This window comes from Lactococcus sp. dk101, from assembly GCF_009601055.1.
Lineage (GTDB): Bacteria > Bacillota > Bacilli > Lactobacillales > Streptococcaceae > Lactococcus.
Genome location: NZ_WITI01000002.1, coordinates 1 through 24,416 on the forward strand (window position 1 = coordinate 1; position 24,416 = coordinate 24,416).

The window sequence follows — 24,416 nt, forward strand, 5'->3', positions numbered from 1 at the left end:
GTGCAAAATAATTTAGTGCCCATAGCGTTGGAGATACACCTGTTCCCATGTCGAACACAGCAGTTAAGTCCTTCCGCGCCGGAAGTAGTTGGGGGTCGCCCCCTGCGAGATAGGGTCGGTGCTAAGTGATTTTGGGAGTTTAGCTCAGCTGGGAGAGCATCTGCCTTACAAGCAGAGGGTCAGCGGTTCGATCCCGTTAACTCCCATAGGTTGTTCGCCTTTAATGAATAGGTCTCGTAGTGTAGCGGTTATCACGTCGCCCTGTCACGGCGAAGATCGCGGGTTCGATTCCCGTCGAGACCGTTCGTAGCAATACGAATAAAATTTAGACTCGTTAGCTCAGTTGGTAGAGCATTTGACTTTTAATCAAAGGGTCGCGCGTTCGAGCCGCGCACGGGTCATTATCCAAAGCGGATGTGGTGAAATTGGCAGACACGCTAGATTTAGGTTCTAGTGCCGTAAGGTGTGAAGGTTCAAGTCCTTTCATCCGCATCGTGCTTTAAGATACTAAGGTATCGTGATAAGCTGTTATTACTTAGGTAATGATAGAAATCATTAGCCGACTTAGCTCAGTTGGTAGAGCATCTGATTTGTAATCAGAGGGTCGCGTGTTCGAATCATGTAGTCGGCATATAAGTAAGTTATTACTTGCGAACGTAGTTCAGTGGTAGAATACAACCTTGCCATGGTTGGGGTCGCGGGTTCGAATCCCGTCGTTCGCTTTTCTTTATAATATTTTGCAGGCGTGGCTCAACTGGATAGAGTATCTGACTACGAATCAGACGGTTGTAGGTTCGAATCCTACCGCTTGCATACGGGAAGTAGCTCAGCTTGGTAGAGTACTTGGTTTGGGACCAAGGTGTCGCAGGTTCGAATCCTGTCTTCCCGATTGATGTTAATTCATCATGGCGATGTAGCTCAGCTGGCTAGAGCGTTCGGTTCATACCCGAAAGGTCGGGGGTTCGATCCCCTTCGTCGCTATAACATTTAGTTGCTGGATCTTTAGCTCAACTGGTTAGAGCTCTCGGCTCATAACCGAGCGGTTGCAGGTTCGAGTCCTGCAAGATCCATAGCAATTTGGCTCGGTAGCTCAGTTGGTAGAGCAATAGATTGAAGCTCTATGTGTCGGCGGTTCGATTCCGTCCCGCGCCACTTGCGGATGTAGTTTAATGGTAGAACCCCAGCCTTCCAAGCTGGCTACGCGAGTTCGATTCTCGTCATCCGCTTTAACTAAATATTTAGGGAGACTAGCTCAGTTGGTTAGAGCACTGTGTTGATAACGCAGGGGTCTCAGGTTCGAATCCTGAGTTTCCCATTTTAGAACTCTGGGGAGTTACTCAAGTGGCTGAAGAGGACGGTTTGCTAAATCGTTAGGTCGGGAAACCGGCGCGAGAGTTCGAATCTCTTACTCCCCTTATGTTTACATGGCCTTGTCACTAAGGCTTTTTTAATACTATTGACAAATTGGGTGTATTGGTGTAGACTAACAGAGATGTTGATCCTACAAGACTTTCTGGTTTGGGAATATTCCCTGACGTCTATTGTTTAATAGACGTCTTTTGTACTTTTATTTACGTGAAGAAAGGAGGAGTTATGGCTATTTTATCGAATGAAGAACTAACTAATTTAAAGGCAAATATCAATATTGTGGATATTATATCCCAGTATGTTGCTCTTACAAAAAATGGAAAAAGTTATTTAGGACTTTGTCCTTTTCATGGCGAAAAGACTCCCTCCTTTAATGTGAATGCTGAGAAAGGTTTTTATCACTGTTTTGGTTGTGGAAAATCTGGCGATGCGATTGAGTTTTTAAAAGAATATAAGCAGATTGGGTTTCGGGATGCTGTGATTGAACTGGCGGATTTTGCTGGTTTGGATTTGAAGATTGAAGCTTCACAACAGGTTCAAGAAAATCCCAATCAACCCATTTTGGATTTGAATAATCAGGCAGCACGTCTGTACAATATTCTCTTGATGTCAACTGAACTCGGAGAAAAGGCCAGAAAGTATTTGGAGGAACGTGGCATTGGACACGATCTAATCAAACGTTTTAATATTGGTCTTGCCCCTGACGAGAATGATTTTATTTTTAAAAATGTATCAAATAAGTTTGAAGAAGCCGTTTTGGCGAATTCGGGCTTATTCCATTTTTCAAATCAAAATACTTTTGATGCATTTTCAAATCGTATTATGTTCCCAATAACTAATGAATATGGTCATACGATTGGTTTCTCTGGTCGAAAATGGCAGGAGAACGACCAATCTAAAGCAAAATATATCAATTCGACTGCCACACCGGTTTTCGATAAGTCTTACGAATTGTGGAATTTGGATAAGGCCAAACCTTTTATTTCCAAAAATCATGAAGTATATTTGATGGAAGGCTTCATGGATGTGATTGCGGCTTATCAGTCGGGAATGAATAATGTCGTTGCATCAATGGGGACGGCATTGACCGAAAAGCATGTCAGACGTTTGAAGCAACTGGCTAAAAAGTTTGTACTGGTTTATGATGGTGACTCGGCGGGGCAAAATGCCATTTATAAGGCAATGAATTTGATTGGTGACGATGTCTCAATCGTCAAAGTGCCTGAAGGAATGGACCCTGATGAGTATCAAAAACATTATGGAACTGAAGAACTTGCACATTTAATGCAGGATGGTCGAATTCAACCGATTGAATTTTTGATTGACTTTTTGAAGCCTTCAAATCTGTCAAATTTGCAAGCTCAAATCGATTTTATTGATCAGATTGCACCAATGATTGCAAAGGTTAAATCGATTACGGCACAGGACGCATTTGTAAGAAAATTAGTTGAGATTTTACCTGATTTCGAGTATAATCAAGTAGAGAGTGCCGTCAATTTGCGTCGGGAAAATGTCCGGAGCAATCAAGAGAATGAAGCCTCTTTTTTCGAGGGAATGAACGAACTTCCGAGTCCGCCTGATCAGGCTTATTACGATCAAGCAGAACCTGTAAATTGGGAAGAAAAACCTCAAGAGAATGCTTATCAGCAACCTGCATTTCAGAAAACTGAAGTGCAAATTCGAGTGAAGCCTACGGCAGTTGAACTTGTTGAGGCACAGCTTTTGCACCGTATGATTTATCATCCTTCTATCTTGAAGCGGTTTGCTCAAGATGAGGAATTTAAGTTTATTCATCAGCAATTTCAAAAGTTATTTGATGTTCTGATGATTGAATCCATGAGCTATGATGGGCTTGTAGAGCCAAATCATCTAGCCAGTGAGTTGGATGAAGAATTGCGTCAGTATTTTTACGATGTAATCAGTTTAGATTTACCTGATGATGTCCCCACTCAAGAAATTGATGATTTGTTAAAAAAGATGGAAAAAGAGCAAGGGGAAAGTCAGTTGGCTGACTTATTTAATCAGCTGGAAGTCGCCAAAAAAGCAGGGAATGTGGAACGTGAGTTAGAATTGACTGTCCAGATTGTCAACCAAAAGAAAAAATTATAATGTTAAGAATGTCAATCTGTCAGATTGATTGTAGAGATATTTTACACCGTTGAGGAGGAGTAAATTGGCTGAAGTTAAGAAAAGAATTAATCAAATTGCTAAGGAAACAGGCGTGAGTAGTAATGCACTTGTCGAAAAAGCAAGAGAATTGCAGATGGCTGTCAAATCTCATTCTAGTTCAGTAACAGAAAATGAAGAAAAACGCCTTCTTGATGCTTTGAATATCAAGCCTGTCGTCGTTGAACGCATCAGTCCAGTAGCTAAAGTTGAAGAAAAAAAAGTTGAGAAAGCTGTCAAAGCTGACAAGGCTGATTTTGACGTGAAGGCATTTGAAAAAGAAGTAAAAGCTTATATTGCCAAACGTAAACCACTTGGACAAGCCTTGGATGATGAAATCACAGGCGATTTGGTTGTCAAATTTGGTTTGGAAGCAGACGCGATTGAAGATTTATTGCAACAAATCCAAGATGCAGGAATTTCTATTGTCGATACTCAAGGCAATCCAAGCGCCCTCGCTTTGAAATCAGATGAAGCTGAAGCAAAAGATGATGTTTCTGACAATGCAATGGACGAAATCGTAACCAATGTTCGTATTGATGACCCTGTTCGCATGTACTTGAAAGAAATCGGTCGTTACCCTTTGATTTCACTTGAAGAAGAAACAAAACTTGCTGAAGCAATCATTGCTGGTGGCGAAGGGGCTGAAATGGCAAAACAAATGCTTGCAGAAGCAAACTTGCGTTTGGTTGTTTCCATTGCGAAACGTTATTCTGGCCGTGGCATGCAATTTTTGGACTTGATTCAAGAAGGTAACATGGGCTTGATGAAAGCCGTTGATAAATTTGACCACACGAAAGGGTTCAAATTCTCAACTTATGCGACTTGGTGGATTCGTCAAGCAATTACACGTGCCATTGCTGACCAAGCACGTACAATCCGTATCCCTGTTCACATGGTTGAAACAATCAATAAATTGATTCGTGTGCAACGTAACCTCTTACAAGATTTGGGACGTGACCCTTCTCCTGAAGAAATCGGTAAAGAATTGCACATGACACCAGATAAAGTCCGTGAAGTCTTGAAAATTGCTCAAGAACCAGTTTCACTGGAAACACCTATCGGTGAAGAAGATGATTCTCACTTGGGTGACTTTATCGAAGATGATGTGATTGAATCACCAGTTGATTATACCAACCGTGTCCTCTTGCGTGAACAACTTGACGAAGTTATGGACACATTGACTGACCGTGAAGAAAATGTCCTTCGGATGCGTTTTGGTCTTGATGATGGTCGGATGCACACGCTTGAAGATGTTGGAAAACAATTCAAAGTAACACGTGAACGTATTCGTCAAATCGAAGCAAAAGCAATCAAAAAATTGCGTCACCCACGTCGCAGCAAACCATTGCGTGACTTTATGTAATAAATTAAGGCTGTCAGCACTGACAAAAAGTGCGGACAGTTTTTTTATGCTTGACAAGCCTAAAGTGGATTGCTATACTAAAATTATCGGGTCATTCTTAGCTTGTTCTTTGAAATGTTTGATACAAATGATAAAAAAATGAATAAATTGTGAGTTCTGTCAGTGTCGTTTTAATGCTGACAGAATTTTTCTCATCAAAATCATATTATTTGCTTATTTTTTTGGAAAGAATTATAATTAAATCATCAAAGGTCAAAGAAGGTCAAACTATATGTCTTTCATGATCTGATGCTTTGATGATCAAATTTGATGTTTTAATGCGAGTTAATTCCTAAAAGTACTAACTTTTAGGAATTAAATAGTATAAGAATGAAGCCATGCTTTAATTTTTCCCAGATATTTGGGGGAAAAGAAATGAACACTGAGTTTGAAACTGACAGTAAACTGTCTGAAACGAATAAATGAACTAAAAGGAGGAAGCGTATGCTCTGTCAAAATTGTAAAATAAATGAGGCGACTATTCACCTCTATACCAATGTCAATGGTCAGAAACGCCAAACTGACCTTTGTCAAAATTGTTATCAAATTATGAAATCTGGTGGTCAGGAAGCTTTGTTTGGTCCTGGTAATGCCAACATGATGGGTCAAGATGAACCATTTAACCCATTCAATGATATTTTTAGTGCCTTGCATGGTCCTGAAAATCAAAACCAAACGCCACCCACACAAGCCGGCCGTTTTGGCGGTGGACAACAACAACCACCACGGAATCCACGTGGTAAACAACCAAAAGGAATGCTTGAAGAATTCGGCATCAATGTAACGGATTCAGCACGTCGTGGAGAAATTGACCCCGTGATTGGTCGTGATGACGAAATCAAACGTGTCATTGAAATATTAAATCGAAGAACAAAAAATAATCCTGTCTTGATTGGTGAACCAGGTGTTGGTAAAACAGCCGTTGTTGAAGGCTTGGCTCAAAAAATTGTTGATGGTGATGTGCCTCAAAAATTGCAAAATAAGGAAGTCATTCGTTTGGATGTGGTTTCTCTCGTACAAGGAACGGGAATTCGTGGACAATTCGAGGAACGCATGCAAAAATTGATGGAAGAAATCAGAAAACGAAATGATGTCATTCTGTTCATTGATGAAATCCATGAAATCGTAGGTGCAGGTTCAGCTGGCGACGGCAACATGGATGCTGGAAATATCTTGAAGCCAGCACTTGCACGTGGCGAATTGCAACTGGTAGGGGCAACAACCCTCAATGAATATCGGATCATTGAAAAAGACGCAGCTTTGGAACGCAGAATGCAACCTGTCAAAGTTGACGAACCTTCAGTTGACGAAACGATTACGATTTTGAAGGGCATTCAGAAACGCTACGAAGATTATCATCATGTGAAATATACGGATGAAGCAATCGAAGCGGCCGCGCATTTGTCTAACCGTTATATTCAAGATCGTTTCATGCCTGACAAGGCGATTGACTTGCTTGATGAATCAGGATCTAAGAAAAATTTGACCTTGAAATTTGTAGATCCAGAAGACATTAAACGACGGATTGCAGAAGCAGAACAACAGAAATCAGAAGCCATGCGGACAGAAGATTTTGAGAAAGCTGCTCATTTTAGAGATCAAATTGCAAAACTTAAAGAATTGCAAAATCATCAAGTTACTGATGACGAAACACCTGTCATTACTGACAAAGATATTGAACAGATTGTTGAGCAAAAAACAAATATTCCAGTTGGTGAGCTGAAAGATAAGGAACAAACGCAACTGATCAATCTGGCACCAGACTTGAAATCCCATGTTATTGGTCAAGATGAAGCCATTGATAAAATTTCAAAAGCTGTCAGACGTTCGCGCGTGGGACTTGGAAAACCAAATCGCCCAATCGGTTCCTTCCTTTTTGTAGGGCCTACTGGAGTCGGTAAAACGGAACTTGCGAAACAGCTTGCTGTTGAACTTTTCGGCTCTGCCGATAGTATGATTCGATTTGATATGTCCGAATATATGGAAAAACACAGTGTGGCCAAATTGGTCGGCGCCCCTCCAGGATATGTCGGCTACGAAGAAGCAGGTCAATTGACTGAAAAAGTGCGTCGTAATCCTTACAGCTTGATTTTGTTAGATGAAGTTGAAAAAGCACACCCAGATGTCATGCACTTGTTCTTGCAAATTCTTGATGACGGGCGTTTGACGGACGGTCAAGGACGGACAGTTTCCTTTAAAGATGCCATCATTATCATGACCTCTAATGCAGGAACTGGTAAGATCGAAGCCAATGTTGGTTTCGGTGCAGCCCGCGAAGGAAAAACAAATTCAGTTCTCGGCGAATTAGGCAATTTCTTCAGTCCTGAATTTATGAACCGTTTTGACGGTATCATCGAATTCAATCCACTTTCAAAAGAAAATCTCCTTAAGATTGTGGACTTGATGTTGAATGAAGTCAATGCACAAATTGGTCGTAATGACATTCATCTTGAAGTCACTCAAGCAGTAAAAGAAAAATTGGTTGACTTGGGCTACGATCCGAAAATGGGAGCACGTCCATTGCGTCGTACCATCCAAGATCATATCGAAGATGCCATTGCTGATTTTTACATCGAACACCCTGAATATAAAGATTTGGTGGCTGATGTCATTGATGACAAGATTGTCATTGTCAATCAAACTGAAAATGGCCAAGAAACACCTGCTGACAGCACAGAAGTCGAAGCGGAATAAACTAAAAGAAAAGACTGAACGAAAGTTCAGTTTTTTTATTTGTATATTGTTTTGGAGAAAGTAATAAATAGATTATAATAAGATTATAAATAAATGAGAAGGAGGTGAGGGATGCAACATGGTCTCTATGAAGATGAATACTTCCCCTAGCTGAACCACATTTTATATCACATTATTTTCTCATAATAATTTAATGATGAAGAAAACATATTAAATTCTCCTAAGATGAAAAGTAATTTATTGAACCAATTTATCGAAAACAAATACAACTAAAGAAAGGACATCTTTATGTCTAAGAAAACTAACCGCTCAACAAAAATCGTTTTACGCCAACTGGCTGCCACAGCAGCACTTGGAACCATGATGGTTGCTCCACTTGCACCAACAGTCAACGTCCTTGCTAAAAGTGTGACAAGTTCGCAGAGTGTACGTGCTGCAATCTCTGGAACAGGAAGTTTTGCTTGGGGCTCTGGGATGACTTCTCAAAGCCTTGCCAACTCTATTTCTCCGAATCCTGCTGGAAGTACAGCGACTGTATCAAATACAAATAGCAACTGGAATAATTTGTTGAATGGTGCACCTTTTAATTCGACCTTATCAGGTGATCCGATAACCATGAATAGTACTGTAACTGGCTGGGTTGTCAATGGGACGGGCGTTAGCGGTTCAGGATTGATTGCAGCATTAAATGCTTCAAATGCGGGAACTTATACAATTACAGGAAATGCGACAGATGGTTCAACGATTGCATTAACAGTTAATATCACACGAATTGATTTGAGTTCACTAGGATCAAGTATTGACACGATTAAATCTATGCTTGGTGGAGCAGTTACACCAATTACTGCTTCAAAAGTTTTTGATGGGACAAATGCCTTTGTTTATGGCACGCCTGCAAGCACTGCAGCACTGACAGCCACAGTAGGAAATACATTTACGGATACAAATGAAATGGATACAGATACTTCAGGTACGGTATTTGCAGGAATGACTGCAGCAGCTCAACAATCTTTAATTTCTGGAATTTTTGCAACAAGTCCTGTCACGGTCTCAGTTGATGGTGCTGCACCGGTAACTTTGACGATGGGACATCTGACAATTAACCCGATTGATGCGCAAGGAAATGTGGTTGTCTCGGTTCCATTTACAGCGACAGGTGTACCGACTTATACAGCAACCTTAACTTTTGCAGCCAGTCCGACATCAAATGCAAAAACAGGTACTGCAAGCACTGCGCAAACAGTAACGAATGCTTTAATCGGTCAAGCAATTCAAGCGACATATGACAATGCTAATGTCGCAAGTAATCATAACATGACCATTACAGGAATTGATGCTTCAAAACTTAATGTCAGCTTGTCAGCAGCACAACTCCAAACACTTCAAGCCCTTCTAGCAAGTACAGGAGCGCTCCCATTCTTTACACCTGGAAATAATATCATTTCTCAAGCGACAGCACCACAGGATTTGACGCTTTCAGGTAAAGTTTCAGGAACGACGATTGCTGCAAATATCAGCTCTCCAACAGCTTCAGCGGCGATTAATGCAGGACTAGCAGCAGATGCCAAAGTAGTTTATACTTTGACACCAGATGCAGGTGGCACACCGCTTGTCTCTCCAGCAGTAGCGTATGGCACGGCTTATGATTTCACAGGTTTACCAACCAATACAAAATACCATTTGTCTGCTAAGGTAACGACAACGAACTTTACGGCACCAAATACTCCAACAGCCATTCCATTAACAACAGGATTTGCATCAATCGCCCTTACAGCACAAGCTCACGTGCAAGGATTAGGTTGGATGTCTGCCATTACTGATCCAGGAAAAGGGGACTTTATTGGAACAACGGGTCGTTCGCTTCGTATGGAAGCTGCTCACTTGACAGGTGGTTCTGACGGTGCTGGTGGTACATATACGCTGAGCGGTTCAGCACATCTTCAAGATCTCGGTGATGTGGATGGAACAGTTGATGCAAATGGCCTCTTGACCCTTGGGACAACAGGACAGAGTCGCCGCATGGAAGGTCTGTCACTGAAAGTGAATTCGACCAATCCAAATCTCCGCGTCTTCTACCGTGTGCATGTTCAAGGCTCAGGTTGGACAGGTTGGTTCAGCGACGGTCAATTCGCAGGAACAAAAGGAAAATCACTCCGTATGGAAGCTCTTGAAGTTCATGTGATTGACCCAACAGCTGGAGATGCCCTCCCATTTTGAATTTCACTCGACAAATAAGACAATAAAAAAAAGCGAAAATCTTCGCTTTTTTTTATTTGATAACTAATAAGCCATCTTTGATTGCCCAAGGTTGTTTTGGATCAATATGATCGTAGAACATGACACCGTTGGTATGGTCAATTTCATGTTGGACACACATTGATTCAAAGTTTTTAAGACGGATTTTCTTCTTTTCGCCAGCCTTGTTATAATATTCAATAGTGACACGCGCGTGACGAACAACGAGTCCTGGGATTTCTTCATCAACTGAAAGACATCCTTCGCCAGTATCAAGCGCAGCATCTTGTACAGAATGGCTCACAATTTTAGCATTGTACAAAATTTCTTGCATCTTGAAAGCTTCCTTAGGTGCAATTTCATTACCAGCTTCATCAATCTCAGGTTCATTTGGGATGAGAACAGCGATAACACGTTTTAACAAGCCAAGTTGATTACCAGCGAGTCCAACACCACCACGGAGTCCCATTTTTTCAGCGATAACAGGATCTTGCGAATTACGCAAAAATTGCATCATTTTTTCACCCAAAAGTTCATCTTGTTCAGACAAAGGGAAGCTGACATCAGATGCGACTTGACGTAAGGTTGGGAAGCCTTCGCGAACGATGTCGTCCATGTCGATTTGGTGGCTTGCTTTCGTCAATTGTTCTTGAATTTGGTCAGTTGTCAGAGCTGACAGTTTTTCGTTTACTTCTTTACCAGTCATTTTTGATTCCTTATTTCTTTTAACGATAATTCTATTATATCGTAAGAAAGGCAAAACAACAATCTTTTGCAATCAAAGCCAGTCATATCAAGGATTTACCCAAATGAAAAAAAAGCTAAATTTAAGGAAAAAGTGGTAAAATTTAAGAAAAGATAAGAAAGCGAGTGAAAAAGATGAACGATTATAGACAAAACGTAGCAGCGTTGCTTGTCAGTACTGACGGAAAAATTTGGATTGGCGAACGCGCAGACAAACTCAGTTGGGGACTCGCTCAAGGCGGAATTGAGTCAGGAGAAGCACCTAAAGAAGCCCTCAAACGCGAATTAGGCGAGGAAATCGGAACAACTAAATTTGATATCCTAGACCAGTACCCAGGTACGCTCAAATATGATTTTCCAGCAGGCATGACTTTTCCAACTTGGACCTATAAAGGCCAAGAGCAATATTATTTTCTTGTCAAATTGGACAAAGACGCGGTCATCAAGCTGGACAGCCACCCAGAAGAAATCGAAATTACCCAGTACAAATTTGTCAGCACTGACGAATTTATGACCATGGACTTTCATTTCAAAACGGACATCTACCAAACCGTTGTCCGCTATTTCAAGCAAAAAATTGAAGCAATGAATTGAAATTTTTGTTGAAATAGGAAAAATCTGGCGATTAAAAATGAAATCAACAGAGCATTTATCATACCAAAAATTTCATTCAATTAAATATGTTATAATTAAGTCATATATAACAAAAATGAAATGAGATAAGATAATATGATACTAATAGCACTTCTTGCGGTTTTAATACCTATTATTTTACTAGGTGTTCTTAACCTCCCAGCACGTACAGGAATGACAATAAGTGCAGTTGTCGTTGCGATAACTGGATTTATTTTCTGGAAAATCCCCTTTAATGTTATTCTTGCGTCGACATTACAAGGAATTCATAAAACATTACCGATTTTATGGATCTTGTTCGGCGCCTTGATGTTACTGAATGTGTTGAAGAAAACAGGCGCCATCACGAGCATTAACAATGGTTTTAAAAGTTTGACTTTAGATATGCGACTTCAGGGCGTTTTAGTCGCTTATCTTTTTGGGGCATTGATTGAGGGCGTTTCAGGATTTGGAACACCAGCAATGGTTACGGCGCCCTTACTCATTGCCTTGGGCTTTTCGCCCTTATCGGCAGTCGTATTAGCGCTCGTGTCAAATTCGAATCCGGCAGTTTTTGGAGCAGTCGGTACACCGATTACAGTTGGTTTGAGTAATGTTGCTCAAGAACAATCTGGAAATGTCCTGAACCAAGTCTCACAGACAATAACAACACTAGATTTGATGGGTGGTATCTTTATTCCAACGATTTTAGTTTTCTTGATGACGGTATTGCTGAGTCCAAAAGATAAACGCATCGGAGACTGGTTGGAAGTATTGCCTTGGACACTCTTTATAGGAGCTTGTTACAGTGGCTTTTCATGGCTTTACTCTAATCTCTTAAGCTATGAGTTTGTATCAATCGTTACACCATTGACAATGCTAGTCGTCACAATGCTTCTCTTACGTTTCAATTTCTTATTGCCAAAGAAAAGTAAAATAGAACCTTGGCGAAAACTTGAGTCAGAAAGTTTTGTTGAACCAGAAGCCACAGAAGAAAGCATGTCTTTGATCAAAGCATGGCTTCCTTATGGCATTGTCGTTGTTTTATTACTGCTTACTCGTACCATTCCTGCTTTGACCAGCTTCTTAAATGAGTATGTCAATCTAAGTTGGAATGACATACTAGGCTATAAAACCATCAATTCAGATTGGGCAGTCCTTTATTCTCCAGGGTTTGTCCTTACCTTAGTTTCGATTTTGGCACTGCTCATTCAAGTCAAATCCTTGAAAATGTTTATTCCAACGGCGAAAGAGGCCTTCTCAAATGTCGTTACAACAGGGATAACCTTATCAGTAACATTGATTATGGTTCAAATCTTTTCAAACTCCGGCATCAATAATGGCGACCTTGCGTCAATGCCAGCATATATTGCTGAATTCCTTTCGAAATACCTCTCAAACTTCTGGCTCTTTATTGCACCATTTATAGGAGAACTTGGCACCTTTATCACAGGAAGTGTGACTGTTTCGAATTTAACCTTTGGAACAATCCAAGCGGATGTAGCAGCTGATTCAAATCTTCCAACCCATCTTATCCTTGCAGGACAAGCAATGGGAGCAGCAGCAGGAAGTATGATTTGTATCTTCAATATCGTTGCCGTAAGTAGCGTTGTCGGCCTCTTCGGAAAAGAAGGTGAAATCCTCAGAAAAACAATGCTTCCAGCATTGATTTACACGCTCCTCATCGTTGCTGCTTCGTTTGTGTATCTGCAACTGATGTGAGGTTAGTACTTTGTATAAAAAACTCATAACGTAACTGTTATGAGTTTTTATATTCCATTTATCTATCTTTTATCGTAAAATAGAGGCAGAAGAACCCTAGCAGAAGAACCCTATAAGAAGTCATTTTACTGTCATAAGTTTAGTAGAATATTAGCTTGAAGGAGGAAATAAAATGAAGAAACAAAAAATAAGGGAATATACGATGAATGATAATATTTCTGGGGAGAAATACATTGAACTATTAAATTGGTTACTTAATACGGCAAAAGCAGATGAATTCTCTTTTGCATTTAACGAAGAAGTAGGAATACATGAAAATGGAATCCAATTAGAAAAAGAATTGAAACCATATCTGATAAGAAAGAGAAAGACAGATATTTGCTTAACGGCTGAAAGAAGAAAGAATGAGATCGTTGGTGGAGTTTATTACTATAAATATAATCAAAACACACGAAAAATACTTTCTATCTTTTCTCATTCCTTATTTGGATGGGGAGATGATAATCTTGAGGAGCTTCCAGAGGATATTATTTTCTATAAAGATAGAAAAGCCATACTTGAGGTGATAGGTCATAGTCACTTTTTAACCACATATTTTTTAAATGATGAAATTTTCCTAGCATGGCATAAAATTTTTTTTGAGAAAGACGAACTCTGGTATAGAAACTAAGTCAATAAATAAAAAGCTCATAATTTCATAATCATGAGCTTTTTTTTAAAACGGTATTGACTTTTACATTATTATGTTTTAAAATTAAAATATAATATTAGTTTCATTTTTTTATTAAATAAATTATTTTAAATATTTTTATATAATATTAGTTTCAAAGAGGTGCGGATGAAGGAAATTATAATCAATGATGAATTGGAAGAAGTTTTTGAATTTCCAAACCCGAAATTTAATTTTGGCTTGTGGGAAGATAACTATTCCGATTTTCCAGAACAGACTTTAGAGTGTCATTATCATGACTATTATGAAATTGGCTATCTTGAGCAAGGAGAGCTTCAATATTATTTGAATGGTAACTCTGTGCTACTAAAAGCGGGAGATTGTATCGTTCTAAATAGCGGAACACTTCATCATGCAGAAGCTCCTAGGAGTAACGCTAATAATAGCATTATGAAAGTGATGACTTTTTCATCTGAAATTATCGTTGGAGATAACAATTTTTTACAAGAGAAATTTTTTAGTCGAATGAATGAGTTAAGGGTATCTGGTGTAAAGATTTCTAGGGATGATGAACTAGGGAAACAAATGACTTTTCATATTAAAAGAATTATAAAATTAAATAGCGATTCTTTGACTTATGAGTTAGGTATCATAAGTTCGTTGTCAGCTATCTGGAATATATTTTTAGAATATATGTCTAAGAATAATTCTGATATTTTTTATATGACCAAAGAAATAATGATTCAAAAAGAAAAAAATGTTAAAGTTCTTTTAAATTATATTCAAAATAATATGAGTGAAAAAATAACAATTGAAACACTATGCGAGTATGCAGGGATTAGTAGGAGTGATTGTTTCAGAAGTTTTCAGCTATTTACAAATAAAGTGCCAATGACCTATATCAATGATTTGAAACTCAAAAAAGCTGCTAAACAATTGATAGTATCTAATGATTCAATAAAAGAAATTGTGAACCGTTTTGGATTAGTAAACTCAAGTTATTTTGGTGTACAATTCAAAAAAAAATATGGAGAATCGCCACTTAAATATAGAAAGAAGATGACCAAGGAGATAACATGATAAAAGTAGTTGCAGTAGATATGGATGGTACTTTTTTAAATCCAGATAATGATTATGATAGACAAAAATTTGAAGTGATTTTTTCGAAACTTGAAGAAAAAGGAATAAAATTTATCGTTGCAAGTGGAAACCAATATTATCAAATCCGCTCATTCTTTCCCAACAAAGATAATAAAATTATTTATTTATCCGAAAATGGAGCGATCGTAACTATAAATAAAAAGATGAAGCCCGTTCAAGAATTTAGCAAACAGCTCACTTTATCCATTATCGAACAACTTCAAAAGCAACAAATAGACTTAGAATTTGTTTTGTGTGGTGTTGATTCGGCATATTTACTTTCGAACAGTCAGACAGAATTTAAAGATTTTGCTAAGAAGTATTACTATGAACTTAAAGAAGTAGATAGTTTTGATGAGCTTCCTAATGATATTTTTGTGAAGTTTGCTTTGGAGGTTGCCCCTGAAAAAGTGAATCAAGTCGTATCACTCATTAACGATGGCTTTACAGGAGAAGTAGAAGCGGTCTCAAGTGGTCACGGAAGTATTGATATCATTCTTCCAGGCGTCACTAAAGGAGATACACTTCTCAAACTCTTTAAAGAATGGAAAATCAAACCCGATGAGCTAATGGCTTTTGGAGATTCAAATAATGACTTAGAAATGTTAAAACTAACCGAAAATAGTTATGCTATGGGAAATGCAAATGCACAAGTTAAGGCTGTCGCAAAACACTTAGCTCCTTCGAATTCTGATTCGGGTGTTCTACAGGTCATTGAAAAAAATTTGACATTTGAGCCAAAAATGATAAAATAAATGTAAATAAAAGAGCTTGCGTCAACAAGCTCTAGTGTAGCCGTTTTAAGAACGGTAGCAAATATTAGTTGTAAATAACCGTTACCTACTAAGATGAACGGTTATTTTTTGTTTTTATTATCGTTAATCTTTAGCACCAAAATCGCAAATGCAATCATGAGTGAAAGTGTCTGATATATCGACAAAATCTGCCTTTCTGTTTGTGAGGTTTGCTCACGACATTGCATAAGCATCACCTCCAGTCTGGCCACCGTTCATAAACTCTACAGGGGGATTATATCATATGGTTTGGGCGGGGCAGATTAAATGTTGGTTAAATTTTTTGGTGTGTGTTTAGTTTTTAGGAATTTAGGGTCTTTATAATAGTAGAAAATGGAAAAGAAGAAAGCGGCGTATGCCGTTTTCTTCTTTTTGTTTGTGCGCGTGAGTGGGTGGGCTTGGTTAAAATGTCAAGAAAGATTAAGTTTTGATTAAGAAAAAAGCTGTCTGTCTGTCTGTCTGTCTGTCTGTCTTTTTGCTTCTTGGAAGATTACAAAAATATGACATGAGATTTTATCAGGAATTTATATCTATTTTCGCAGAAGTTGATAGTTGACAAGTGGCTTATAAAAGGCTATTATGTTAGTGGAGCGTAGTCTATGGACTACGAAGAGAATAAAAAATAAGATTACAAATTAGAAATATATTAGAAAAAGGAAGAGTGCTGATATGAAAATCGTTAAATATCCAAAACATCAAAAGGGCAAAGAATATCTGAAACATTTGAAGCCTAAAGTGGTGTATATCACTGTGGGCACACTGTTGACGGCTTTGATCGCAACGGTGGCGACGGTCTCTATCCTCAATAGCATGAACACGAAAAAGGTAGATGCTGCGACAGCGACGCCTGCTTGGCAACAAGAGTTTGGCACGACAACGATACCTGGTGCTTCTGACCACAGTGTGGACTACGGTTACTGGGGAACGGTCAACACGACGCCTGGTACTGCCCCAACTTCGGTGCTGAATACATCAAGACCTGCCAATAATGCAGCAGTTACGACTACGACTTCATTACTTGGTGGGAACTATTATATCCATGGTGCTTTAGCGACTCTGCCCTCAACTTTTGGTTATCAAAACTCAATCGGGAATAATACAGGTGGTTCTGCAGGTTCTACCTCGACAGGAACTGGGGCAACGGGACTCACAGCTCAGGGGCTGATTAACTCAAATAACACTGCACAAATCGTGGTAGCTTACTCAAGCTCAATCACAGGAAGTTTAACGGTTCAAAATAGTTCTGCGACTAGTCTTGGCTACTATCCTGCGTCGGATGCAGGCTTTAAACTAGCCCTTTATGATATTTATAAAGCCAATCAGAGTGGTTTTAATTATGTAATCTATCTTGGGTCGTCCTTTACGGTTTCGGCTGGGGCTACTGATGAATACACCATCACATCACCATCAGCGACAGACATGAACCTTTATACTTTAAAGGGACGTGCGGCTTCGATGACTTTTACTTCAGACCCAACAGACCCAGTCGGACGTACGAGTACAGCTCAAGATACAACGGCTGCGACAATTAACTTTGCTCCAGTTATAGCGTTGGGTGTTCCGACAGTCTTTCGTAATATGACTTATTATGTAAATAATAATAACTATGTTTCTGGTATCTATGCCGAAGGCAACCCAGTAGCATACGAAGATGGTTCGTGGAATACGTCCTCTTACTTTTCATACTTTGGTGGTTCAACTGGTGCTATAAATATTTCTGGCGACACCAATATGTTCTTCCTCGCCTCAGGTAATAATACCTTTTCGATTTATGGTGGCAATGATGGACGAAACATCACGACCACACACACCATTGGTACCTCTAGTGATACGATAGTTACGGGTGGAGCAGGAGGAACAAACAGTACATCAACGATTTCGGGTTCGACTCACGTTACCATCTACAATCTTTCAAGCAGTGGGTCTTACAATATCGTCTCAGGTGGGAACTATGATGGTGGAACGATTCAAGGAAACACCAACCTGCAAATTCTTGGCAATACAAACACCACAATCCAGATGGTTTTTGGTGGCGGGCTAGGACGCTATGACTCTGATACACGTGGCTTTAGCCAAGGTTCTTTCAATTGGTCAGGTACAGCTGTCAATAGTGCACCTGTAACGGTCAACGGCTCGGTCAATACGGACATCACAGGAAATAGTGCGAGTCCAAATACGGGCTTGACCTTACAAGAATTCGCTGGCGGTGCCTATAGCGGAAATGTGGCAACCAATGCGGCTGCGTCGGTTTTCAATAACTTTAACTATTATGGCGGTTTCTCAGGTGGCGAGTATATCGTAGGCGGTTCAGTCTTTGGGAATGTCGGAAGCAAGAGTGCGCTTGCCAGTGCTATCTTCAATAACATCAACCTTGACCCTGCTGGAAATACAACATCACCTACGAATGTAGGTGCGCCGTACTTTTGCGGTGGTAATGGTAGCTTTACGACATCGGCGGGTAATTCGTCAGGTGCTGTTTATGGCAACATCGTTAACTCGATCAACGCTGGATTTTACAAAACAGGAACCACAACTTATATGGGATCAGCCATCTACGGTTTCCAAGGAGGAAATGGGAATGGCTCTTATGACCTGCCGAGCTGGACTTCAGGAAGTACAGGAACAGCAGATGACACCATTCAAAATACCTATGTCAATAATAACCCCACTAAGTCCTCAGCAGTCTTTGGCAATATCTATAGTTGGGTTGAAGGTGGAAGCGTCGAGTCTTCAGGTCCTGGAAGCAATAGTGCACCTCACGGCGGAAGTCTGACGGGTTATGTCAAAGGAAATTCGACCTTAGAAATGGGACGTGTGTATGGCACAGCAGGACAGGCAAATGTCCCTGCTGCAACGCAGCCGACAGGTTCAGCAACCAAATCTGTCGGTGGCTACGGAATGGCTTTAGGCTCTAACTCATATGGAGGCAACATTGGGGGGAATGGTCGTGCAGGGACATCAGGTCTCATCGGCGAAACAGGCTACTATCTCAATAACCCAACAGGGTCAACGGGTACGGTCGGTGCAGTGCCAACAGGTGCTGACGATGTAAACTTGGAATATTGTGGAGGTGGTGGAAACTGGGGCAACGGTGGACACTCCAATACTTATTTCCAAGCGGGAAACACTACGACTGTTTCGAATAATGTCATATCAGGTTACACCTACGGTGCAAACTATGTTGGTGAGCTTTGGGGCAATTCAGAAAACGTCAACAACTTGGGAGATCTTAATACTTTTGAAGGCTCTTCTTGGGAAGGTTCGAAAAACTTTGGGAATTCTAACGCCATCATGAATGGTGGTTCAGTAGGTTGGTTCGCCTCAGGTGGTGCTTGGGATACTTATGAAGTTACAGGGAATTCCTTGGTTCAAATCTATGGAGGTTCCTTCCCTAATGCTTATGTTGGTGGGACTTATGGTTTGGCTACGACAGACACTATCGACGGTGACTCAAAAGTTTCCATCTATGGTGGCGACTTTGGGCTTGCCAAAGCACTTTGTGGGGCAGCATACAATAGCGCAGCTGTCAATGGTAACTCCCTATTGTCACTCAATCTGTCAGGACCAAACGGCAATAGCTTCGTCGCACCGACAGGGATTGATATGTCAGGTGGTTCCATGACTGGTACAGGTTTACGAGTCGGTACCGCTGGTGCTGGCAACACGATTGGTTTGAAAATCATCTTGCCGTCAAGTCCATCTGCTGCACTTGCAACTGCCCTCGGCTCAGATACCTACTTCATCGATGGTTCGAATGGTTCAAACACACAAGCTTCAACACTCAATGCTTATGTTACTGCTTATGGTACTGGTTCGACAGGTACGATTGGTACCATTGCCGCTGAAAACTATACGGGGCTTAGTGGAACGAGTGTCAAGCACAACTCAAACATCACGATTGGGACAGGGATAACCATACAAGGGGCTATCAATGGTCTTGGTTATAGTGGAACGACAAGTTCAACCACGCCATCAGGCACCGCTGATAGTCTGACCAATAATTATTTTGCTTCAAGCCGAGGTGCAACCAATCTTAATAACTACAATGTCTTTAATGGAACAACGACTGGGGTCAACATCTATCTGGGTGACGATGGCACAACAACACCTATCAACGTCAATGGGACGATTGAAAACTTTTCAAGCTTAAACATGGATACCAACTCAAACGTTGTTATTTCGGGTCAAGTCCTCAATGGTTCGGGTGCCACGGCAGCCAACCACTATCTCTATGACGGAAATACGAATGCAACGGACTATGGAAACTCTTATTCCAACTTTGGTACCCTCACGGAAAATTCTAACTCAAACTTGACCGTTAACAATACCTCAATGTCCATGTCCATAGGGAAATTACAAGTTTTAGGTGTGGATACACTAACCACAGCGTTCATCAATAATCCTGGGGTCATCAATCTGTCTTACTTGGATTTGACATAAGGGGTAGAAGCTTGGCTTCCAATAACCCAACCAGGATCTGTCAACAACCCTTATACCGGTTATTACTGGGGAGCAGCAACGACGGCTGCGCCTGTGCTTACCTTTACGGGTGGTGAATACAGCAGAACGGGCTATACATATACCAGCTGGCAGCCTTCGGACTGTGCGCCAAACCAGATTACACCTGCTACTTTGATGTCTTTGGGTACGAGCGGTAACTTCTATCTGTCTGACTTCTCAGAAAATCTGTCAGCAGGTGGTCAATCAACCAGTACGCTGAGTAACTACTATGCAGGTTATTTCACACCTGGTCAACGTGTCGAGTATCGCTCAACAACGGCTGACGGGACTTGGTCTTACAGCTTGTCAGGAAATAACACATCGAATATCACGGCAGCAACCTTTACAACGGGACTTTCTCCAGGTACAGGTGCCAATGGTGCAGGTGGTTCAATGACTGCGTACACCAATACGAACTCAGCAACCGGAAATACGGACTTGTTGTTTGAGTATCCTGCCAGCGCCGCTGGAAACCTTCCAACGGTCAAGGTCATGTATTCTACCTCAAATCCAAACGTTATCTCGAGTGCGGTTGAAAGCTCCGTCACTGAAACAGCGGGCGTCTTTAGCTATACGCAACAACATGACTACGCCCCTGTGGCAAGCTATGCAAGCGCGGCTTATACAAGTTCGCAATCGGGTGCAGTCCAGACGCTGACAAGTAATCCTACGGGAGATTTGTACACGATGAATTCTGGTTCGACCATGCAGTTAAATGCCTCAGTCGATACACCAGGTTCAGCCAATCCAATGACGGGTACTGTCACCCCAAATACGGGTTCTTGGCTGATGACGATTGCATCAACAGTAGCGCCAACCCTTTCGGCAAGCGACGCTATGATGGCACAATCAAGCGTGGTTTCAGAACTCTTTAACAGCTCTGGTGTCCTCAATCAACAGGCACTCGAAAATCTGATGCTGGTCAGCGGTACTGGTCTGACGGGAAATTTGACCGTCAACACGGCAGCACTGACAACGACGCTTTACAACGTTGGTGCAGGCCCTTATCTGGCAGCCAACCAATCTTATCTTAAAGTTCCTGTCACATGGACCAACGGTACCGCGACAAAGACCAATTATCTTTATATTCTTAACAGTAATGCGTCAATCTCAGGAAATGACGCCCTCGTATCTGCCAAATCATCAACCATTTCTTATTCACAAGCCGCCGCTGTCCAGTATGACACTTCGGCGACAGATACAGCAGTTGATGATGCAGGCTTAGCGACAGTCGAAAATTACATGAACGTTGTTGCCCTCGAACTCAATACGTCGACAGGGAACATGTCTGTTATCAATAGCGGTATCAGCATGACAGGACAAAATTATGCAACTGATGTTGCAGCAAGTCAAGCAGGAACGGCAAGCAATGGTTACTTCCTTGATGTTACATCGACAGGAAGTCCAACGGTTGCTGCCGGTAGCAACACGGTTACAAACGTGTCCGAGATTGCCGGTACAAGTGCGTCAAGCTCTAACATCACAGGGGTACTCAACGGTGCTGGCTCAACAAGTACGTCAGCAGTCGCTCTTCCTGCGACAAGTGCTTTCTGGCAGGCGGTTAATTATGCCGGTACCAAAGCAGCAGGAACCTTCCAATTTGGATCGACAACGGATGTGACGAAAGGGATTTACTTCTCATATACAGCGACTGACGGAACGACTTTGACCACGCAACATACGACAACTAACCCTGTTACATTGACTGTGGAGGGGACGGCAGCACCAGTCCTCGCCTTTACTCAAAATCCAGGCTCTGTTTCATTTGGTTCGGGATCGGTTGCTAAGACAACGAATATTTCAGGCGCTTTCTCAAGTACCAATCCGACAACCTCAACCACTGTAAACGACCAATCCGACAATCCTGCAACCTATATCGGTGTGCAAGATACCATGAACAATGGTGTCACACCGTGGGAATTGCAAGTCGCTGAAACGAAAGCATTGACCAATACGACTAACACGAGTATCACACTTGAGGGAGATTTGTTTGTCAATACCTTGGGAACAACGACAGGTACAAATGCGGATCTCTCGCAAGATACGTTGGTTGGTGCATTACAAGTGCCATTATCGCTCACGTCTGGTGCAGTAACGGTCTTCTACAATGCGTCACCAATCGCAAACAATTCAGGGACTGAATATGGCAACTTCGGTACATTTGTTTCAGGCGCGGCAAATCCAACACCACAGATTAACTGGGCGACACCATTTACAGTCAAGATTCCTGCAGGTGCAGGAGTACCGGGGACTTATAATGGTACGGTCACATGGACATTGACGGATACACCTTGATGAAAATGATTTTGTATAAAATAAATCAGAAAGGATAATGATGAGCATTTCAAAAAGAAAAGTTGTTACGGTCTCGGCAAGTTTGCTCTTGCTTTGGGCTTTGGGCACGCCCCATTTGGCTCATGCTTCGACATCAGCAGTCGTCGCAACAACGCCTCAAACATTAACGCTGACAGGTTCCTATTTGACCATTGATGGCGCGACGAATTGGAATTTTCCAACCCGTCAAATTCAACCCAATGCCATGAACATTTTGGCGAGTGCAAGTTTGGATACGTGGACAGCAGGCACGGTCGGAACGTCCTTATCTACGCCAGATGCCATTGACGCCAATTCTGGAATCACATCTACGGATTTTCCGGCTGCACAAGGCTATTTCGCAACAACGCCTCCCGAGATGGACGGGGTTCAGGTTTCTGACTATCGCGGAACAGACGCAGGTTGGTCACTTTATGCAACTTCGACCGATTTGATTTCAAATAAAGGCTATCACATGACGGGTTCAAGCATTATTATTACGGCAGGGCAACCGACCAATGCGGCACTTGATGGTGGGACAAACTATATTGAGGCCAAAGAGGGCGCGTCCGTTGGTAGCAATCTAAAACCTTTGCTGACTGGGATGAATCCCTATGCGGGTACAAGTGGGACAGGTGCGCCTACGGCGAATTCAACAGTTGGCCCTGCGGTCTTGATTGCGACGACGGGAACTGCTCAAGCACTTCCCCAACTCAATGCGACGGGAACGACTCAAATCCCATTTAATGCGGTGACCTTGAACATGCCAACAGGTGCGGGAATGGCAGCTGATACTTACAATGCCAACATCACATGGAGTTTGACTATGACTCCTTGAAGTTGGACATGAATTTGATAAAACCTCATGCTGTCATTACGACAGGATGCAAAAAGAAATTATCAGAGAAGAAAGGAGAAAAATCGTGAGACGTTTCAAAAAAGTGACGGTTCATGCCAGTGCTTTATTGACAGTCATGCTCTTGTCAAGCCCGCTCATCGCACATGCGACGACTAAATATAATGGAATAACGACCAATGTTGTCACTGGGAGCGCACTGAATGTCACAACATCCACCAATGCCTCAATCACTTTATCATCGGGTTATCTGACCATCGATGGTGCGACAGCATTTAACTTTTTGGCTCCGACGGGTAAAAATGCACAGATTACACCAAATGCCATGACCTTAACGACAGTCGTTGCAGGTAATAATCAAGATAAGTTTGTTACAGCAACTTTGGGAACGCCAGGAACAGCCAATGATGAAACCAGTGCAAATGCCGCCTATGGTACGATGGCACAAGCCAACATTGCAGCACCAGGAAGTCAATTTGCGCCGTCTGTCGCCGAGGACGGTGTCCAGATAACGGACGTGCGTGGGACATCTACGGGCTGGTCACTTTATGCCTATCCTACAGATCTGGTCTCGACGAAAGACTATGACCTCTACGGCGCGACAATCACCTGGACGGGAGATTTGGGGGTAGAAAATGACCAGTTGGATTTAAACGGAACACCATCTTACTATTTTTTACCAGCAAGCGAACCAGCCAATGTCACGCTTAATGTCGGCAATGGCAATAACAACACTACAACGCTCAATAACGCTGTTCAGGTCGCGACATCTGGAGCAACTGCCCAACCTGCCCCCTATCTCAATGCCACAGGAACCAATCAAATCCTCTACAATAATGTCGCACTCAATATCCCGAGTGGAAGTGTCGGCATGGCGGATACCTACACTGGCACCATCACATACGACCTGACGGTCGCTCCATAAAAATAAAAAAGAAGATGACTACAATTTTCGCCATCTGGAAGAGAAGAAAATTCCTCCTTTGCCAGATGGCGAAAAAAGAGGTCATCAAGATTTAAAATTTTAACTTTTAACTCTAATGATTTGTTGATAGGAGTCCGCCTTTTTATCAGTCGCTTCAGCGACTAGAGAAAACGGACAAATGTTTTCCGCCAACGCTGACAAGGGTGCTATAAAACAGCTGTCAGCGCTGACGAAGACTAATAACAGGCTTATCAACAGAACAATAGAGTCAA

The 24,416-nt window shown here is 41.5% G+C and carries 14 protein-coding genes, 14 tRNA genes, 1 rRNA gene and 1 pseudogene; 29 read left to right on the forward strand and 1 reads right to left on the reverse strand.

Going from position 1 to position 24,416, the window contains the following annotated elements:
* Positions 1 to 11 precede the first annotated feature (11 nt).
* The 20 genes and pseudogenes from rrf to GHI45_RS01960 all read left to right on the forward strand — a co-directional run bounded on the left by rrf (position 12) and on the right by GHI45_RS01960 (position 9,850).
* Positions 12 to 127 (forward strand): 5S ribosomal RNA (rrf, locus tag GHI45_RS01870).
* A 6-nt stretch (positions 128 to 133) separates the two neighbouring features.
* A tRNA-Val gene (locus tag GHI45_RS01875) sits at positions 134 to 206 on the forward strand.
* A 24-nt stretch (positions 207 to 230) separates the two neighbouring features.
* Positions 231 to 303 (forward strand) — tRNA-Asp (locus GHI45_RS01880).
* A gap of 25 nt (positions 304 to 328) precedes the next feature.
* Positions 329 to 401: transfer RNA gene (locus GHI45_RS01885), tRNA-Lys, on the forward strand.
* Between the two features lie 9 nt (positions 402 to 410).
* A tRNA-Leu gene (locus tag GHI45_RS01890) sits at positions 411 to 492 on the forward strand.
* 66 nt (positions 493 to 558) lie between these two features.
* Positions 559 to 631 (forward strand) — tRNA-Thr (locus tag GHI45_RS01895).
* A 19-nt stretch (positions 632 to 650) separates the two neighbouring features.
* Positions 651 to 722, forward strand: a tRNA-Gly gene (locus GHI45_RS01900).
* A gap of 17 nt (positions 723 to 739) precedes the next feature.
* Positions 740 to 813, forward strand: a tRNA-Arg gene (locus GHI45_RS01905).
* Positions 814 to 815: 2 nt separating this feature from the next.
* Positions 816 to 889, forward strand: a tRNA-Pro gene (locus GHI45_RS01910).
* 18 nt (positions 890 to 907) lie between these two features.
* Positions 908 to 981 (forward strand) — tRNA-Met (locus tag GHI45_RS01915).
* Positions 982 to 996: 15 nt separating this feature from the next.
* Positions 997 to 1,070 (forward strand) — tRNA-Ile (locus tag GHI45_RS01920).
* Positions 1,071 to 1,079: 9 nt separating this feature from the next.
* Positions 1,080 to 1,152, forward strand: a tRNA-Phe gene (locus GHI45_RS01925).
* Positions 1,153 to 1,155: 3 nt separating this feature from the next.
* Positions 1,156 to 1,226 (forward strand) — tRNA-Gly (locus GHI45_RS01930).
* 15 nt (positions 1,227 to 1,241) lie between these two features.
* Positions 1,242 to 1,315 (forward strand) — tRNA-Ile (locus GHI45_RS01935).
* A gap of 12 nt (positions 1,316 to 1,327) precedes the next feature.
* Positions 1,328 to 1,415: transfer RNA gene (locus GHI45_RS01940), tRNA-Ser, on the forward strand.
* A 178-nt stretch (positions 1,416 to 1,593) separates the two neighbouring features.
* Positions 1,594 to 3,477 (forward strand): DNA primase, encoded by a 1,884-nt coding sequence (dnaG, locus tag GHI45_RS01945; protein ID WP_147778824.1) that lies wholly within the window; start codon positions 1,594 to 1,596, stop codon positions 3,475 to 3,477.
* A 64-nt stretch (positions 3,478 to 3,541) separates the two neighbouring features.
* Positions 3,542 to 3,691, forward strand: a pseudogene (locus GHI45_RS11550) (translation initiation factor IF-2 N-terminal domain-containing protein); the annotation flags it as partial.
* 105 nt (positions 3,692 to 3,796) lie between these two features.
* Positions 3,797 to 4,900 carry an RNA polymerase sigma factor RpoD gene (rpoD, locus tag GHI45_RS01950; RefSeq protein ID WP_370450730.1) on the forward strand — a complete coding sequence of 368 codons (1,104 nt, stop codon included), beginning with the start codon at positions 3,797 to 3,799 and terminating at the stop codon, positions 4,898 to 4,900.
* 483 nt (positions 4,901 to 5,383) lie between these two features.
* Entirely contained in the window at positions 5,384 to 7,633 is a 2,250-nt protein-coding gene (locus GHI45_RS01955; RefSeq protein WP_147778826.1) for an ATP-dependent Clp protease ATP-binding subunit, read from the forward strand.
* A 288-nt stretch (positions 7,634 to 7,921) separates the two neighbouring features.
* Complete coding sequence (locus GHI45_RS01960) at positions 7,922 to 9,850, forward strand: hypothetical protein (protein ID WP_147778827.1); 1,929 nt, start codon at positions 7,922 to 7,924, stop codon at positions 9,848 to 9,850.
* A gap of 52 nt (positions 9,851 to 9,902) precedes the next feature.
* Here the strand turns inward: GHI45_RS01960 and def are convergent, their stop codons facing one another.
* Positions 9,903 to 10,484, reverse strand: a complete 582-nt coding sequence (def, locus tag GHI45_RS01965; protein ID WP_370450731.1) for a peptide deformylase — start codon at positions 10,482 to 10,484, stop codon at positions 9,903 to 9,905.
* Between the two features lie 263 nt (positions 10,485 to 10,747).
* On the opposite strand from def, the gene GHI45_RS01970 reads away from it, so the two are divergent.
* From GHI45_RS01970 to GHI45_RS02010, 9 genes are all read left to right on the forward strand, one after another.
* Positions 10,748 to 11,206, forward strand: a complete 459-nt coding sequence (locus tag GHI45_RS01970; protein WP_147778828.1) for an RNA pyrophosphohydrolase — start codon at positions 10,748 to 10,750, stop codon at positions 11,204 to 11,206.
* A 135-nt stretch (positions 11,207 to 11,341) separates the two neighbouring features.
* Positions 11,342 to 12,946: an L-lactate permease gene (locus GHI45_RS01975; RefSeq protein ID WP_147778829.1), complete on the forward strand. Its 1,605-nt coding sequence runs from the start codon at positions 11,342 to 11,344 to the stop codon at positions 12,944 to 12,946.
* Positions 12,947 to 13,118: 172 nt separating this feature from the next.
* Positions 13,119 to 13,616, forward strand: coding sequence for a hypothetical protein (locus GHI45_RS01980; protein ID WP_147778830.1), 498 nt, complete (start codon positions 13,119 to 13,121; stop codon positions 13,614 to 13,616).
* 168 nt (positions 13,617 to 13,784) lie between these two features.
* Positions 13,785 to 14,696, forward strand: a complete 912-nt coding sequence (locus tag GHI45_RS01985) for an AraC family transcriptional regulator (RefSeq protein WP_147778831.1) — start codon at positions 13,785 to 13,787, stop codon at positions 14,694 to 14,696.
* Positions 14,693 to 15,511 (forward strand): Cof-type HAD-IIB family hydrolase, encoded by an 819-nt coding sequence (locus GHI45_RS01990; RefSeq protein WP_147778832.1) that lies wholly within the window; start codon positions 14,693 to 14,695, stop codon positions 15,509 to 15,511. Before GHI45_RS01985 ends, GHI45_RS01990 begins: the two co-directional genes overlap by 4 nt.
* Before the next feature lie 708 nt (positions 15,512 to 16,219).
* The gene (locus tag GHI45_RS01995) at positions 16,220 to 19,990 is read left to right on the forward strand and encodes a hypothetical protein (protein ID WP_147778833.1); all 3,771 of its coding nucleotides are present in this window, start codon (positions 16,220 to 16,222) and stop codon (positions 19,988 to 19,990) included.
* A gap of 93 nt (positions 19,991 to 20,083) precedes the next feature.
* Positions 20,084 to 22,345, forward strand: a complete 2,262-nt coding sequence (locus GHI45_RS02000) for a hypothetical protein (protein WP_147778834.1) — start codon at positions 20,084 to 20,086, stop codon at positions 22,343 to 22,345.
* Positions 22,346 to 22,385: 40 nt separating this feature from the next.
* Positions 22,386 to 23,201: a WxL domain-containing protein gene (locus tag GHI45_RS02005; protein ID WP_187230033.1), complete on the forward strand. Its 816-nt coding sequence runs from the start codon at positions 22,386 to 22,388 to the stop codon at positions 23,199 to 23,201.
* A gap of 85 nt (positions 23,202 to 23,286) precedes the next feature.
* A complete protein-coding gene (locus GHI45_RS02010) occupies positions 23,287 to 24,144 on the forward strand; it encodes a WxL domain-containing protein (protein ID WP_187230034.1) in 858 nt (285 codons plus the stop codon).
* Positions 24,145 to 24,416 lie beyond the last annotated feature (272 nt).